We start from the raw sequence: 16,345 nt of genomic DNA, 5'->3' as shown, positions 1-16,345 counted from the left end.
CACCTACCTATCATTTACCTTTGCTTCAAACACAGATCTTAATGTGTCTCCTATTAAGTTAAAACTAAGCACTGTTAAAAGTATAAATATTCCTGGGAATAGTGCCATATGTGGAGCATCTGCTAAAAAGCTTTGTGCATCTTTTAGCATACTTCCCCAAGATGCATTAGGCTGTTGAACTCCTAAACCTAAAAAGCTTAATGAAGATTCCATAAGTATTGCATTAGCTATGTTTATACTAGATGCAACTATTACTGTAGGTAATATACTTGGAATTATATGCTTAGTTATTATTTTTAAATTACTCTGTCCTGCTGATTTAGCATACAGTACATATTCTCTTTCTTTTACAGATAATGTTTCTGCTCTTACTATTCTTGCAACTCCCATCCATCCCAAAAATCCTATAACTAATATAATATTTTGTATCCCTGAACCTAAGTATGAATTTACAACTAATATTAAGAAGAATGTTGGTATACTCATAAGTATATCTATACTTCTAGTTATAAATCCGTCTACCTTGCCTCCGAAAAATCCACTTATTGAACCAATTATTGTACCCACAGATGTTGATATAATCATTGATAAAAATCCTACAGTTAATGAAACTCTACCTCCGTATAAAGCCCTTGTTAAATAATCTCTTCCCATATTATCCGTCCCAAATAAATTAATTCCACCCGGTGCTTTTAATCTATTTGCAGGATCTATCTGATTAGGATCAATAGGGCTTAAAAAAGCAAGAGCCGATGCTAAACAAAATGTAAGAATTACTACAACTGCAACTAAAGCTAATTTATTTTCTTTTAAGTTATCTTTTAATCTTTCTAACATTTTAATCTCCCCCTATCTAATGCTTAATTCTTGGATCTACAAGTTGATATAGTAAATCTGCTAATAAGTTTCCTAATATAAGCATTAAAGAAGAAATCATAGTTATTCCCATAACAACAGGATAATCATATCCAAATATAGCATTAACACCTAGTTGTCCCATTCCTGGCCATCCAAAAATTGTTTCTGTTATAAATGCACCTGTAACTAACTGAGGAAGTGCCATTGCAAATATTGTTATTACAGGTAATAAAGTATTCTTTAGTACATGCTTAAATAGTATTTCCTTAGTAGTTGCACCATAAGCCCTTTGTGTAAGAACATAATCTTCTCTTAGTTGACCTATTGTACTAGACCTTATGTACCTAGTGAATACACATAGATTATAGTAACTTAATACTATAACAGGCATTACCATGTGTTTTAGCAAGTCTATTGTTGTATCAACTCCTGCAGTCCTCATCCCTACACTTGGTAGTAAACCTAATTTTACTGAGAAAATATATATAAGTATCATTGCAAACCAAAAGCTTGGTATAGATATCCCAATATATGAAGTTACATTTAATATATTATCTATTATTGAATTTTTCTTATATCCAGCATAAAGACCTACTGGTATAGCTACTAATATAGATATTACTAAAGCTGTTACTGTTATTATTAAAGTATTTGGTATTCTTTCTACAATAACTTGTATTACTGGTCTATGACTTACCATTGAATATCCTAAGTTACCTTGAAGTGCATTTATTAACCATCTAAAGTACTGTACTATAATCGGTTGATCAAGACCCATACTTTGTCTAATTCTTTCTATATCATCAGGATTCATCTGAGGTGTTATATACGCCTGAAGAGGATCACCTGGAGCCATTTGCATTAAAATGAATGATATTATCGATATGAAAAATAACATAGGTATTATACTTATTAACCTTTTAATTACCTTTTCTTTCATCTAAAGACCTCACCTTCTATATTGTCAAAAAAAGAATATCCATAAAGTAAGTAACAAAGAGTGTGTCTAAGTTAATCTACTATATAGATATTCTATTTTAATTTTTAATCAGTTATCTATTTTAATTTTAACTTGTTTAAGTCTCTAAACATAAATATTGGAGCTGGATTAGCTTCTTCTACACCGTCATAATTTTTATCTATAGCCACTAAAGATTTAGGATAAGCTATTGGATAAAGAGCTGCCTCATCTACTATAATTTGTTGAATTTCTTTATATAGAGCTTCTCTTTTAGCTTCATCAGTTTCTTTTAGTGCTGCTTCAAACTTAGCATCTACATCTTTATTAGAATATTTTTCTGCGTTGTCTCCTCCATTAGTTGTAAATAAAGAAGAATACTCAGATGGCTCTGTTCCCATAACATATCCGTTTAACGCCATATCAAAACTTGGTGCTTCTGTGCCAAATAATTGTCCAAGGAAAGCACTCTTTTCCATTGGCATTAATTCTACTTCTATTCCTACATCTTTTAAGTTATTTTGTATAACTAAAGCTGTAGCTTCTAATTGCCCCTTATGTGTTCCATAAGCTAATTTTAATTTTATATTTTCTGCCCCTGCTTGTTTTAATAGTTCTTTAGATTTTTCTTTGTTTTGTTCATATTTTTCAACTTCATCAGTAAATCCTATTGTATTTGGAGCAAATAAAGAAGTTGCTTTAACTGCATACTCATCAGATTTATAAGCCGCTTTAATTATTTCATCTCTATTTATTGCATAACATATAGCTTGTCTAACTTCTTTTTTCTTTAAGATATCATTTGAACTTTGAGAGAATATCATATTATCAACCATACCCTCATCATATGCAACTATGTCTACATTTCCTTTTGATTCAACATTCTCTACTTCATCTGGTTGAACATACTTAGCTTGAACTTCACCATTTTGTAAAGCTATATTTGCAGAATTAGAATCTGCTATAACTCTGTATGTTACTGTATCTAAGTTAGCTTTTTCACCATAGTAATCATCAAATCTTTCTAAAGTTATTAATTCTCCAGTTTTATATTCTTTAAATTTATATGAGCCATTTCCTATTGGATTAGCATTTTTCTCACTTTTTGCTATATCTGTTTCTCCTTCATAGATATGCTTTGGTATAGGTCTTATTCCACCAAGTACATCTTCTATTGCAGAAGATACTTCTGGTAGCTTAAATTCAACAGTAGTATCATCTACTTTTTTAACCTCTAGAGCTTTATCACCTATTACAAAACTGCCTCTATCTTTAGCTGCTTGAGTTTCATTTAGTATACTTTCAACTGTAAAAACTATATCATCAGCAGTTAAAGGTTTTCCATCATGCCATTTTAAATCTTTCTTTAGTTTTACAGTATATGTTAAGAAATCATCTGATGCCTTTACATCTTCAGCTAAATAAAAAGTTTTATCGCCATTTTCTTCTATAACGTATAGCGGATTAAATAATGCATTCATAACTGTCATAGAAACTCTATCATTAGCATACATTGGGTTAAAATTCATAGCATCTCCACCAGCTACTATACTTATAGTTGACACTTCTCCTCCTGTTGATTTTGCCTCTTGACCTGACTCTTTTGCTGAGCAACCAACTACTACAAGAGCTGTACTTATAAGTCCTAGTGCTATTAACTTTCTTGCAAATTTCATAAATATTCCTCCTAAATACTCCCCTAATATTTCTTGTTGTTTTTTGGTAGTTTTTGTTTTGACTACCACTCATAAGTATAGGTTCTGCCTAAAAAAAAGTACAATCGATTTTTACTATTCACCAATACCATCAAATAGAAAAAAACAATTGTCTCAATAGTCCAACAAAACCATTAAATATAGTAAAATTCCCAAAATTACAACGTTAGAAAGTTAATCATTATCATTATGCAGAATATGTATTTTTCTGAATTAAAATTATTAGTTCATTTTGATTCTATTTCTTTTAAAAACATACTCTAAATTTACACTAATATTTATACAAAAAAACACATTGATAAATTTATCAACGTGCTTCGTTATTTTAAATATATTACAATTCGTTATAATACTTCTTATTTTCAATTTCTCTATATTCTTGCATCTTATGTTTAAATAATTCTGCATTTGTTGGTGGTGTATATGTAATACCATTTGCTCCAGCTTCAATAGTTTCTAAAATAGATTCTTCAGTTGGTCCACCTGTCGCAATAATCGGAAGGTGCGGGAATTTTTCTCTAATCTTACGAACAATCTTAGCAGTGTTTGCTCCTCCACTAACATTTAATATATCTGCTCCTGCATCTATCTTACTTTGAATATCTGTTAACTCCGATACTATAGTTACCACTACAGGAATATCAATAGATTCTTTTACATATCTAATAGTTTCATCAGGCGCTGGTGAATTAAGTATTGCACCTATTGCTCCTTGGAATTCAGCATGTAACGCGATATTTGCGGATCTAGTACCATGAGTCAATCCACCACCAACACCACATAAAACTGGTATATCTGAAACAGATAATATAGCTTGAGTAATTGTTGGCTGAGGTGTAAATGGATATACTGCTATTACAGCATCAGCGTTAGTATTTTTTATTATGGCAACATCAGTTGTAAAAATAAATGATTTAAGTCTTTTTCCAAAAATTCTTATTCCCGATGCTTTAGAAATTACACTTGGTATTGATACATAATTATTTCTTAAATGTGATGTTAATTCTGGTACATATTTCATTTTTATATTGTCCATAAGTATTCCTCCATTTCCTCTTTTAACTATTATAAACGCGTTAATGACTTATGTACATATTATATACTAAAATGAATTTATAAAAACTTATCTAGTGCTGATATTAGAAAAAAAACAAAAAATCCACGACGATTTTGTCGTGGATTTTATTAATATCTTTTAATTACTTATATAAACATAAGTAAGCAGTTTCAACATCAATTATTACATTAAATTTTGAATTTGCATCAATAGTGAATATTTCATCTTTAGAATATAATTTGTATTCATTTTCTCCTGGAAGCATAACCTTCATGTTCCCACTTATAACTTTCATATATTCTTTTTTAGATGTAGAGAATTCATACTCACCTGGAGCCATAACTCCAACTGTTGCCTCTCCATCTATCCCATTAAATCCTACTGATACTACATTTCCTTCAAAATAACTGTTCGATTTAAACATACACTGTCTCTCCCCTATAATTTCAATATTATTTTCATCTTTTGGTATATTTTATACACCCTTTTTGTACATGTTCTTATTAATTCGACAGTTACATATCTAAATCCTCTTTTTTCGAGAATTAATACTACTTATATCCTTCTCTCTACATATTTATTAATAAGGAATTAAGTTTACTTACATTTCTATATATTTCATTTAGACGTAAACATGTTGGTGGTGATGTATATGCTCCCCTGTAAATCCATCTTCATGGACATGATCGTGTCCCACTCCATTTACATGTTCATGAGTATGCATAAATGATACTTGTAATTTATTATTGATAGGATTAATCCCTACATAAGCATTTACACCAAAGATTTCTTTCAACATTTGTGAGGTTATGACTTCTTCAACCGTTCCAAATTCTCTTATCTGACCATCTTGCATTACTATTAAATAATCACAGTACATAGATGCTATATTCATATCGTGTATTGCTGATAAGGTAGTAATATTAAGACTCTTAACTAAATCCATAAGTTGTATTTGATACCCAATATCTAAGTGGTTTGTAGGCTCATCTAATATTAAAAAATCAGTATTTTGAACTAATGCTCTTGCAATTAATGTTCTTTGCTTCTCTCCACCTGATAAATTGGAAAAACTTCTATCACTATAATTATCTAGGCCTACTTTTTTTAACATATCTGAAACCATTTTCAAATCATCTTTTGAATAATCTTCAAATACTGATTTGTATGGATATCTTCCCATTTTAACAATCTGCTCTACCGTAAAGTCAAACTGAGAATTACTTTCTTGTGCAAGTACTGCTATCTCCTTTGCACAATCTTTATCTTTCATTTTTGATAACTCCTTATTATCTAAAAATATCTCTCCACCAGTAGGTTTGTATAATCTGTATATATTTTTTAATAAAGTTGATTTTCCTGAACCATTTGGACCTATAACTCCTACAAAACTTCCTTTTGGAACATCAAAAGATATGTCTTTTAGTATTTCTTTTTTCTCTATACTAAATCTTAAATTTTTAACTTGTATCTTCTGCATTATTCTTTTCCTCCAAAAGCATAATTTTTCTTACAAATTAAGTATAAGAAGAATGGTCCTCCAACCAATGAAGTTATTATTCCTATAGGTATTTCTATTGGTGGGAAAAGTCCTCTTGCAAATATATCTGATATTATTAAAAATATTGATCCGACTAATGAAGAAAGAACTATTAATTTTTTATGGTCACTTCCTGCTATTGTTCTACATACATGGGGAACTACAAGACCTATAAATCCAATAGCACCTGTTATTGCAACTAATGATGAAGTAAGCAAAGTAGCTAATATTAATATTATAGATTTTATCATTTTTACATTTATCCCAAGCACTATAGCACTGTCATCACCTAAAAGTAATATATCCAGTGATTTAGACATTACAAATGTAATTATCATGACTATAACCAGTACTATAAATGGAAATAATAACACATCCCACTTAGCTCCTCCCAAACTACCAACCGTCCAAAACAGTGCATTTTTAGCTTGGTTCGAGTTATCAGCTGAGTATATAAGTAAGTTTGTAAGGGCAGAAAATATTGTTGATATAGCCATCCCTGTAAGAACTAGTCTTGTAGTAGATGTTGTTTTTCCCATTTGAGTTCCTATAGCAAATACTAATATTCCTGACACTATTGATCCAACAAATGCACCTGCACTTATACTATTAATTCCTATAGCTGACACTCCACCTAAAACTATAACAGCCACAGCACCACAAGATGCGCCTGACGATATACCAAGTATATATGGTTCTGCTATAGGATTTTTAGTTACACATTGCATAAGTACACCACAAAGAGCAAGTCCAGCTCCACATAATGCACCTAATAATACCCTAGGAAATCTTATTTCCCATATTATATTCTGTGTCATAACAGTTCCAACATCTCCAAATAAAGCTCCATCAGATAATTTGTTTAGTAATACTTTATAAACTTCTCCAGGTTCTATATATGTACTCCCTATAGCTATAGCTCCGATTATTGTCCCAGCCAATATTACACTCAAAGCTATAACCCAAAATAAGAAACCTTTCTTTTTAGAAAGGCTTCTTTGTTCTTGTACTGAGATCTCCACTACTTACTCTCTCCAAAGAAGTATCCATACATTTGCTCTATAAGTTTTGGATTTCTAACTCCTGGAGATAAGTCAGCTAATCCTACCACATAAAGTTTATTATTTTTTATTGCCGGAACATCCTTAAGGGCTGGATGTGCTTTTAAGAAGTCTATCTTTTCTTGTACTGGCTGTCCTGCCATAAAATCTGTTATTAATATAACTTCAGGATTTTCTGCTACTATACTTTCCCAAGATACATTTATATAAGGCTTAGCTGCATCTTTTCCAAATATATTATTTCCACCTGCTAAATCTATTAGATTATTAGCTAAACCAGAACCAACTACCATGGCATCATTTTCCCCTGAATCATATACCATCATTTTTACTCTATCTTCTTCTTTTATATCTCCTACTTTATCTGTTACAGCTTTTATATCACTTTTCATTTTATTTATTACTTCAGTAGCTTTATCTTCTACTCCAAATATCTTTCCTAATAATTCGAAATCTTCATATACAGTTTCAACTGTAGCATCTGGGTTATATGATTTTGCCATAAATGGAGTTATATCTTTTGCAATAAGCTCATCTGGATCTCCTGTTGTTTGTTCACTTATAGATGAATCCCATCCACTTACAAAGTCAGCTCCTGTTGCCATAAATCCTTCTTTAGATACAGAATGTCCTTCTCCTACTTGAAGTTCAGGTATTTTATTGTATGCTTCTTCAAACTCAGGAAGTATTGGGTTATCTAAAAGAGCTGTTCCTATCATTTGATCACCTAAATCTAGTGCAAGTAACATCTCAGTCATAAATTGTGATAATGTTACTGCTTTTTTTCTTGGAGTTTCAACTTTTACCTCATAATCTTTTGCTCCATCTGAATATGTAAACTCTACTGGTTTAAAATTACTAGACTCTACTTTAGTCTCTGGTTTTTCGTCTTTTTTATCATTGCTTGATGAACATCCTACAACACTTAGTGTCAGCCCCATTATTGAAATTGCTACTAAAAATCTTTTTAAACTTATACTTTTTATCATAATTTCCCCCTAGATTTATAATTGATTTGTTTATTTAAAGTATAAAAAAATCACGAAGATATCTATAAGCGCTATAAGTAAGCCTATCTAAATCTTCATGATTTTAATTATATTTTTTATTAACTTTTTAATATTACGCTATATAACTTATTGTACTCTCTAATCCCAATAAGTACTTCAGTACTTGTTTATCTATTACCTAAATAATAGCTTTTTTGTATATTGTTGTAAACATTTAGTGTAATTCTCAGAATTTTTAGTTTTATATATATTATTTCATTTTTATATGAGTTTTTACATTAGTTTACTTTTTTCTACAAAATCTCTATAATAAAGCTAAAAAGGCATCAGCAAATTACTGATACCTTTTTAGCTTATATATTAGACTTCTGCTTTAGTTACTTTTCTTGGTCTACCTTTTATATTCTTTGTTTGTAAGGCTTTTAGTACCATCTCACCTTTATTGTTTAGTACTTCAACATAAGTAGATACATCAAGTACACTTATAACACCAATATCCTGTGAAGTCATACCTTCTATACTACAAAGTGTACCTACTATATCAACAGGTCTCATTTTAGTTTTTTTACCAGCATTGATGTGTAACTTCATGATTTCTTGGCTTAGATTTGCACCTTTATCTACTTTAATCTTTTGTCTTTGCTCTAACTTCTTATCAAACTCAGGCTTCATACTCATAACAAGCCTTTTGCTTGGTTTCATTTTCATCGTTAGTTCTTTGCCTGTGTATGAATATATTTCAAAGATACGTCTTTCATCAGATTTCATAACAAAGGTAATAGCTCTACCTTCTTTACCCGCACGGCCTGTTCTTCCTATTCTATGAACATAGTTTTCTCTTAAAACAGGTACATCATAGTTTATTACATGAGTAATATTGTCTATATCTATACCTCTAGCAGCTACATCTGTTGCTATTAAGTATCTAAAGTATCCTTTTTTAAAGTTGTTCATTACTTTTATTCTCTCATCTTGTTCCATACCTCCATGTATTTTGTCACATGGATATTTAAGTTTTGTTAATTCATTATATAGCGCTTCTACTTTAACTTGAGTATTACAGAAGATCACACAACTATCTGGATTTTCTATTGTTGTTATATCTTTTAATAAATTTAGCTTCCCTGTTTCTTCTACTCTATATCCATCTTGCTGTATTCTATCTACTGTTAAAGTTTTTGCTTTGATTTCTATAGTAACAGGTTCTTTCATATATTTTTTTGACAATGCATCTATATCTTCTGGCATTGTTGCTGAGAATAACATAGTCACACGCTCAACAGGTAATGCTGAAATTATCTCTTCCACTTGCTCTAAGAATCCCATGCTAAGCATTTCGTCTGCTTCATCTAGTACAAGATATTTTATGTTATCCGTTATAAAGTTTCCTTCTTTAATGTGGTCTATTGTTCTACCTGGTGTTCCAACTACTATATGAGTTTTTTGCTTTAACTCTTTTGCTTGTAGTGCAAAAGATGATTTTCCGTATAGTGCTGGTACTTTTATTCTTTTAAATCTTCCTATGTTAAATACATCCTCTTTTACTTGTATTGCAAGCTCTCTTGTTGGTGTAAGTATTAATGCTTGTGGTTTGTTTTCTTCCCAGTCTACTAATTCGCATAGTGGTATTGCAAAGGTTGCTGTTTTTCCACTTCCTGTTTGTGATTTTACTAGTACATCTTTGTTTTCTAGTGCAACTGGTATTACTTCTTGCTGAACTTTTGTTGGTGATTTGTAGTTTAGCATGTTAAGGGCTTTTAGTATTTCGTTGCTTAGTTTGTAATCTTTAAAGTTTGTTTTTGTCATTTATGTTATCTTCCTTTGTGTCATTTTAGTGTTTTTATATATTGTTCTCTTTGACTTAATCTATATTCTATATCTATATTCACTAGTTAATAATATCATAAAAATCATCCTTTCTTTTCGTAAAGTTTTATTTTGAGTTTTGGACAACAAAAATGATACAGACTATGAGCTATAATAGCTTCATTATACGTAAAAAAGATATTGACTTATCCTCCGCCACATACAGGTAATATCTGAACTACATCTTCTTCAGACAATTCCATAAAATATCCTCCATGTAAGCTGCTATTTTCTCCATTAACTATAATATGGCTTTTTTTGCATATTTCATATACTTCTTTACCATATTTAGACTTTATTTCTTTTAATAACTTACGTACATTTTTAGCATTAATTTCTTCTTCTTTTTTGTTCACTAAACTTTTAACTAAACCTAAATATTTTACTTTTGCCATATTTATATTCCTAATTTTTTCAGTTTTTTATCTGATGGAACTCCATATTCATCCCATCCACGGATTTTATAATATACAGGTAACATATTTTCTAAATCAACAACTGTATCTTTTCTATCTTTTACTTGAGGTTCTTTCGTTAAACGATCTGGTAATGTATCATCTTTATATGTGAGTCCTTCTCTTAAATTGTATAGCCTTTCTACATTATATCCTCTTTCGCCTATATATAAGAAATCTCCTGTTGTCATACTTAAACCTGTAGCTAATTCTATAGCTTTACAGTGTGGGAATAAAAACTTTGTTTTTATAGGTAATCCTCCTGGTGCCATGTTACCTAAATTTCCTATTATTTTTCTAGATGAAATCATAGAACTTCCTGCTACCCGATTTATAAAGCTCGATGGACCGCTATTAAACAAGAATGACGGTATCATAGTTTGTAGTGAAAATAAACAAAATCCTGACGCAGATACTGCCTCTATAGCATTTTGTAACATTACAGTAAGTTCTGGTTTTCCTTTTATCGTTTGAGCATCCATTCCTACCACACCTACTGATTCCATAAGCGCAAGATATCCGCCATTTAAGTGACACCCACCTCGATTTGAAGTAGCATATCCAAGTCCCATTCCGACAGATCTTCTTGGTTCATATGAAGCTATTTCCATACCTTTTGCATGCATTGCAAAGTCCTTACCTCCATATTTTTCACTTAAATATTTACTACCCTCGCCTAATTCAAAATATTCATCTTCTCTATAGGCTATTTTCTTAATGATATCTATTATATTGTCTTTATTTTTAAAATCAAGCCCAAAATCAGCCATATTTCTTTCTTGTAGTTCCATTGTAAATGCAATAGTTCCACCTAAGGATATAGTGTCCATTCCCATTATATCTGCATAATAATTAATCTCATTTATTAACTGTAAATTATTATTATCTATATTAGATCCAAGTAAACCTACTGTCTCAAATTCTGGACCTTTTACTTCTTTATTATTGACCATTACTCTTCTTTCACAACGTATCGGACAACTTACACAACCAGAATTTCTAGTTAATAATTTTTCTTGTAATGTTTCTCCACATATGTCCTCTGCCTTATCATAATAACCTTTCTTAAAGTTATGTGTTGGCAATGCATGAGAAGCATTTGCTTTATTCACTAATCCTGCTGATCCATATAAAGGTAATGCACTACCTGTCATTGGATGTGATTTTAAAAATTTGACCCAACTCTTAACATATTTATCAAAACCATTTTTATTGTATATTTCTGTTTTTTTAGTACCATAGGCAACTATTGCTTTAACTTTTTTTGCCCCTAAAACAGCTCCAGCACCACAACGTCCTGCTACTCTTTCCCCTGAAACTGCACATGCATATTTTACTAAATTTTCACCAGCAGGACCAATTACTAACTTACCATATCTTTTAGGTAAATTTTCTTGTGTTTTTTCAGCATCCATTCCCCATAAATTATCTGCTGATTTGATTTCTATATTTCCGTCTATTATTTCAATTTTTATAGGTTCCTTTGCCTGTCCCTTTAATATAATTCCATCAAATCCAGCTTTTTTTAACATTGCACCAAATTGTCCACCACAATTTGATGATGCAATACCTCCTGTAAGCACATTCTTAAATGTCATATTAAAACGGCTTGAAGATGGTGCACCAGTATTATTCATTAATCCAGTATTTATTATCACTATACTCTCCTCTGAAAATGGATCTAATCCTGGTTTTGTTAAGTCTGTAAGCAAACGTGCACCTAATATTTTTCCACCTATATATTTTTCAAAAATTTCACTTGAAATTTTATAATGCTCCCATTCCCCACTTGATAAATCAATTAAAGCATATATCGGACACTCCATTATTCTTCCTCCCTCATTTCAATTGCATGAAGTGGACACACCTCTGAACACATACTACACCCAACACAATTTTTACTATTTTCTAAATGAGCATAATTATTTATATCCCCTTTAAATTTAGGCATCGTTATTTTTAAACATTCAAATTTACAAATATCAACACAAATAGAGCATCCACTACATTCCTTTGAATCTATTACTGGTTTTAACCATTTGTCTTTTGCTACTTTAGTTAAATTTTTTTTATTATTATCTAGTATAGCTTCCTTTGGACAAACTTTACCACAAACACCACAATCTACACATCTTAATTCATTTACTTTATGTAAATTCTTTGTTTCACCTATAATTGCATCAACTGGACAATGCTTTATACATAGGCTACATCCTATACATTTATCTGTTATAAAATATGCCACAATCCCACCCCCCAATACTTTATTTATTTCAAAATCTTAAATTTAGTGAAACGTTTGTGATATCAACCTACTTACAATTTAAAAATACTGTTATAAATATTCTAGTATAAAGTCTAAATTTTGTATTTCACTACAAATAATTTGTCCTTTACAATTCTTATTATTTTAAATTTATTCTTCGTTGCATACTTTAAATAATATTTCTTCTCCTTCTTTTTTGCTATAGTAATAAGGTACTGGATAAGTGCCATGGCACTCTTTAAATCCTGCTTGGCATATTTCTGATACAGCTTTTTTATCAAACTTATCCAATCTTTCAGGAATATTTAACGTTCTATTTAATTCAAATATGCTACTTACAAATAGTTCAGCTTTCTTTTTATTGCTATCATTTTTATTTCCTATCTCTAACAAATCTGCAAGTCTAGCAAATCTATTTTCACATGTTGGTAAATATGATTTCATAACATGAGGTAATAATACTGCATTAGCAAGACCATGTGAAACACCAAACTTTCCACCTATATTATGAGCAAATGCGTGAACATACCCTACGAAAGTACGCGTGAATGCCATACCTGCATAGAAAGATGCCACTAGCATATCTTCTCTTAATTTAATGTCTTTAGGATTTTTATATAATTTTTCTATTGAATCATATATTAGTTTTATTGCTATTTCAGCGTATTTATCAGCTTCATCAGTAGCATAAGTTGATACATATGCTTCTACAGCATGTGTTAAAGCATCCATAGCTGTATGTGCTGTTATTGATAACGGTAAGTCTAAAGTTAATTGTGGATCTAAAATTGCCACATTTGGTACTATTTTAGGATCTATAACCGTTGTTTTTTTATGAGTTATTGTATCTGAAATAACTGATACTAATGTAGTTTCAGAACCAGTACCTGCTGTTGTTGGTACTGCTATAAAGGGTAAACCGATTTTTTTAACTTTTAATAATCCCTCAAAATCTTTTGGAGGTTTATTATTTGTATAAGATACGGATACTACTTTAGCTGTATCTATTACTGATCCTCCTCCAATAGCTACTATAGCTTCACACTTATTATCTTTACAGATTTTAAGTGCTTCTTCAACAATTGCAAATGTAGGATCTGGTTTTACTCCATTGTACATAAATATATTTATGCCCTCTGATTTAATTAAATCCATCATAGTATCTAATAAACCTAATTTAACAACCGATTTACTAGCAATCAAAAGCACTCTCTTAACATTGTTCATTTTTAATATGTCTGAAATTTTATTAACTTTACCTTCTCCTATGTGACATACTGGTGTTGGCTTTTGAACTAACTTAAATACTTGTTTTGATACTCCTACCTTTGATTTTGTTATTATTGGCATAACAGGTATCCTCCCAACTTTTTATAAATATCTCTTACTCTAGCAAGTTGATTATAATTACATTCATCTACCTTATTCCATTATTTTTAAAAAAAGAGAGCCTAATATAAGGATCTCTCTGAAAAATACTTTTCTAATGAATCTATTTCTATTATCTTATATCAGATTATACCCTACTTGGAATCCTTCACTAACAGCATCTCCAATACGCCCTATTTTATTTGCATCTCCAATATTCCAAGCTTTATCAAATTCATTCTTTATCTCTTCATATAAACTATTTTCGCTCGTAACACCAAGAGATAATACAACTATATCTGTATTATGCTCTATTATTTCGCCCTGAGAGTTCTCCATAACAACAGAATCTTCTCTGACTTCAACTAGCTTATGACCTAGTAATATATTAACATCATGATTATTTACTCTCGACATAACATCTATTACATTCATAAAGAATGCTCCTGGTGCTATACTATCTGCCATTTCAATAATACTTACTTTATTTCCTTGTTCAGCTAGCATTTCTGCTGTTTCTATACCAGTCATACCAGACCCTACTACACACACTTTCTTATTTGTAATTACTTTTTCCCCTGATAATATATCTGTTACAAGGTACACATTTTTATTATCAATTCCTAATATACTTTGAGGAATAATTGGTTTTGATCCTGTTGCTGCTATTACTGCATAAGGAGATAACTCTTTTAAATTCTCAATAGTTGCACTTGTATTTAAACGAATTTCAATATTCAATGATTCTAATGTATTTTTGTAGTATTTAGTAAGCCAACTAATACGCTCTTTATTAGGTGGCTTTTTAGCATAACGTAGCTGACCACCTATATCATCACCTGATTCAAAAATAACAGGTTTAAAATTACGCATAGCTAATATACGAGCTGCCTCTAATCCAGCTGGGCCACTACCTATAATAGCTACTTTTCTATCTTCTCCATCCTTATTAAGTTCTAATGGATAATCTACTTCTTTTGCTAGTACAGGATTAACACTACACTCTAAAGGTTTTTGCGTCATAGGACTTGCATTAAATGTTTCTACACATCTTAAACAACTAATGCATTTTCTAATTTCACTGTCACGACCTTCAAAGGCTTTTTGAACCCAGTATGGATCTGCCAGAAAACTTCTTCCCATTGCTATGAAATCCACACTTTCATTTTGTAAAATTTCTTCAGCATATTTGGGATTACGTATTACTGCATTTCCAAATACAGGTATATTAACTGATTTTTTAACTGTTTCTGCAAGATATACTCTCCATCCTTCTGGATAAGACGTTGGCTCCATAAATGTTGTAATTGTTTCATAAGTACCACAAGTAACATTTAATGCATCTGCACCTGATTTTTCAAGTAGTTTACATATTTCTATAGCCATATCTAGATTTATTCCTTGACCTGACTTATCGATGTACTGAAGAAATTCATCTACCGTGATTCTCACACTTATAGGAAAGCTTTCACCACATTTTTCTTTTATTCCTTGGATAATTTCACATACTATCCTGCATCTATTTTCTGTACTTCCACCATACTCATCTTGGCGTTTATTTGTATTTGGACTTAAAAATTGGTTTAATAAATATCCGTGTCCTGCATGAACTTCTACTCCATCAGCACCAGCAAGCTTTGCACGATATGCAGCATTTATAAATTTATCTATAATTTCTTTTATTTCATTTATTTCTAACGCTCTTGTCTCCTGCTGACAAATTCCACATGGAATTGCTGATGGAGCAACTACTGGCTCTCCATTAATTAACATACTATATGTTTGTCTTCCTGCATGGTGTAGCTGTATAAATATCTTTGTACCATATTTGTGAACTGTATCCACTAATTTACTCATCGGCTCAATATGCTCATCTGTTGTAAGTGATAATTGAAATAATGTACCTGGCCCCATGTCACTTACTTTTGTAAACTCAGGAATAATTAATCCTACTCCACCTTTTGCGCGCTCTTCATAATATTTAATTATTCTTTCTGTAGGCATACCATTTATATCTGCCATAGCAACTCCCATAGCAGCCATAACTGTACGATTTTTGATTTTTACATCTCCTATATTCATTGATGATTCTAATAAACTATATTTCATAATATCAATCTCCTTTTATCCACCACGTAACCTATAATACTATGATTTTTCTAGCTCTTGAAATTGTACCCCTTGCAAAATG

The 16,345-nt window shown here is 30.9% G+C and carries 14 protein-coding genes; all 14 read right to left on the bottom strand.

Going from position 1 to position 16,345, the window contains the following annotated elements; all coding sequences use genetic code 11:
- Positions 1 to 3: 3 nt before the first annotated feature.
- On the bottom strand, positions 4 to 837 hold the full coding sequence (locus ACI48P_RS15230; RefSeq protein ID WP_475217181.1) for an ABC transporter permease: 834 nt from the start codon (positions 835 to 837) through the stop codon (positions 4 to 6).
- Positions 838 to 853: 16 nt separating this feature from the next.
- Complete coding sequence (locus ACI48P_RS15225; protein WP_475217179.1) at positions 854 to 1,798, bottom strand: ABC transporter permease; 945 nt, start codon at positions 1,796 to 1,798, stop codon at positions 854 to 856.
- Between the two features lie 116 nt (positions 1,799 to 1,914).
- A complete protein-coding gene (locus tag ACI48P_RS15220) occupies positions 1,915 to 3,492 on the bottom strand; it encodes an ABC transporter substrate-binding protein (protein ID WP_475217178.1) in 1,578 nt (525 codons plus the stop codon).
- A 373-nt stretch (positions 3,493 to 3,865) separates the two neighbouring features.
- A complete protein-coding gene (locus tag ACI48P_RS15215; RefSeq protein ID WP_475217177.1) occupies positions 3,866 to 4,567 on the bottom strand; it encodes a beta/alpha barrel domain-containing protein in 702 nt (233 codons plus the stop codon).
- A 163-nt stretch (positions 4,568 to 4,730) separates the two neighbouring features.
- A complete protein-coding gene (ppnP, locus tag ACI48P_RS15210; RefSeq protein WP_475217175.1) occupies positions 4,731 to 5,012 on the bottom strand; it encodes a pyrimidine/purine nucleoside phosphorylase in 282 nt (93 codons plus the stop codon).
- Between the two features lie 198 nt (positions 5,013 to 5,210).
- Positions 5,211 to 6,068 carry an ABC transporter ATP-binding protein gene (locus ACI48P_RS15205; protein WP_475217173.1) on the bottom strand — a complete coding sequence of 286 codons (858 nt, stop codon included), beginning with the start codon at positions 6,066 to 6,068 and terminating at the stop codon, positions 5,211 to 5,213.
- The gene (locus tag ACI48P_RS15200; protein ID WP_475217170.1) at positions 6,068 to 7,150 is read right to left on the bottom strand and encodes a FecCD family ABC transporter permease; all 1,083 of its coding nucleotides are present in this window, start codon (positions 7,148 to 7,150) and stop codon (positions 6,068 to 6,070) included. The genes ACI48P_RS15205 and ACI48P_RS15200 overlap by 1 nt, the downstream gene beginning before the upstream one ends.
- Positions 7,150 to 8,178, bottom strand: coding sequence for an ABC transporter substrate-binding protein (locus tag ACI48P_RS15195; RefSeq protein ID WP_475217168.1), 1,029 nt, complete (start codon positions 8,176 to 8,178; stop codon positions 7,150 to 7,152). Before ACI48P_RS15195 ends, ACI48P_RS15200 begins: the two co-directional genes overlap by 1 nt.
- Before the next feature lie 381 nt (positions 8,179 to 8,559).
- Positions 8,560 to 10,005: a DEAD/DEAH box helicase gene (locus tag ACI48P_RS15190; protein WP_475217166.1), complete on the bottom strand. Its 1,446-nt coding sequence runs from the start codon at positions 10,003 to 10,005 to the stop codon at positions 8,560 to 8,562.
- A 206-nt stretch (positions 10,006 to 10,211) separates the two neighbouring features.
- The gene (locus ACI48P_RS15185) at positions 10,212 to 10,460 is read right to left on the bottom strand and encodes a MoaD family protein (RefSeq protein ID WP_475217164.1); all 249 of its coding nucleotides are present in this window, start codon (positions 10,458 to 10,460) and stop codon (positions 10,212 to 10,214) included.
- A gap of 2 nt (positions 10,461 to 10,462) precedes the next feature.
- Positions 10,463 to 12,346 (bottom strand): aldehyde ferredoxin oxidoreductase family protein, encoded by a 1,884-nt coding sequence (locus ACI48P_RS15180; RefSeq protein ID WP_475217162.1) that lies wholly within the window; start codon positions 12,344 to 12,346, stop codon positions 10,463 to 10,465.
- The gene (locus ACI48P_RS15175) at positions 12,346 to 12,765 is read right to left on the bottom strand and encodes a 4Fe-4S binding protein (RefSeq protein WP_475217160.1); all 420 of its coding nucleotides are present in this window, start codon (positions 12,763 to 12,765) and stop codon (positions 12,346 to 12,348) included. The genes ACI48P_RS15180 and ACI48P_RS15175 overlap by 1 nt, the downstream gene beginning before the upstream one ends.
- Positions 12,766 to 12,936: 171 nt before the next feature.
- Complete coding sequence (locus ACI48P_RS15170; RefSeq protein WP_475217159.1) at positions 12,937 to 14,136, bottom strand: iron-containing alcohol dehydrogenase; 1,200 nt, start codon at positions 14,134 to 14,136, stop codon at positions 12,937 to 12,939.
- A 156-nt stretch (positions 14,137 to 14,292) separates the two neighbouring features.
- Positions 14,293 to 16,263 (bottom strand): oxidoreductase, encoded by a 1,971-nt coding sequence (locus ACI48P_RS15165; protein ID WP_475217157.1) that lies wholly within the window; start codon positions 16,261 to 16,263, stop codon positions 14,293 to 14,295.
- Between the last annotated feature and the right edge of the window lie 82 nt (positions 16,264 to 16,345).

This window comes from Romboutsia sp. LXY-2, from assembly GCF_056171995.1.
The sequence above is the reverse complement of the archived record's forward strand: the minus strand, read 5'-3'. Positions and strand labels throughout refer to the sequence as shown.

Excerpts from the sequence above, each read along its gene's own strand:
- ppnP (WP_475217175.1), bottom strand. The coding sequence starts at position 5,012 with ATGTTTAAATCGAACAGTTATTTTGAAGGAAATGTAGTATCAGTAGGA.
- ACI48P_RS15185 (WP_475217164.1), bottom strand. The coding sequence starts at position 10,460 with ATGGCAAAAGTAAAATATTTAGGTTTAGTTAAAAGTTTAGTGAACAAA.
- ACI48P_RS15165 (WP_475217157.1), bottom strand. The coding sequence starts at position 16,263 with ATGAAATATAGTTTATTAGAATCATCAATGAATATAGGAGATGTAAAA.
- ACI48P_RS15230 (WP_475217181.1), bottom strand. The coding sequence starts at position 837 with ATGTTAGAAAGATTAAAAGATAACTTAAAAGAAAATAAATTAGCTTTA.
- ACI48P_RS15215 (WP_475217177.1), bottom strand. The coding sequence starts at position 4,567 with ATGGACAATATAAAAATGAAATATGTACCAGAATTAACATCACATTTA.
- ACI48P_RS15205 (WP_475217173.1), bottom strand. The coding sequence starts at position 6,068 with ATGCAGAAGATACAAGTTAAAAATTTAAGATTTAGTATAGAGAAAAAA.
- ACI48P_RS15190 (WP_475217166.1), bottom strand. The coding sequence starts at position 10,005 with ATGACAAAAACAAACTTTAAAGATTACAAACTAAGCAACGAAATACTA.
- ACI48P_RS15220 (WP_475217178.1), bottom strand. The coding sequence starts at position 3,492 with ATGAAATTTGCAAGAAAGTTAATAGCACTAGGACTTATAAGTACAGCT.
- ACI48P_RS15225 (WP_475217179.1), bottom strand. The coding sequence starts at position 1,798 with ATGAAAGAAAAGGTAATTAAAAGGTTAATAAGTATAATACCTATGTTA.
- ACI48P_RS15170 (WP_475217159.1), bottom strand. The coding sequence starts at position 14,136 with ATGCCAATAATAACAAAATCAAAGGTAGGAGTATCAAAACAAGTATTT.
- ACI48P_RS15195 (WP_475217168.1), bottom strand. The coding sequence starts at position 8,178 with ATGATAAAAAGTATAAGTTTAAAAAGATTTTTAGTAGCAATTTCAATA.
- ACI48P_RS15180 (WP_475217162.1), bottom strand. The coding sequence starts at position 12,346 with ATGGAGTGTCCGATATATGCTTTAATTGATTTATCAAGTGGGGAATGG.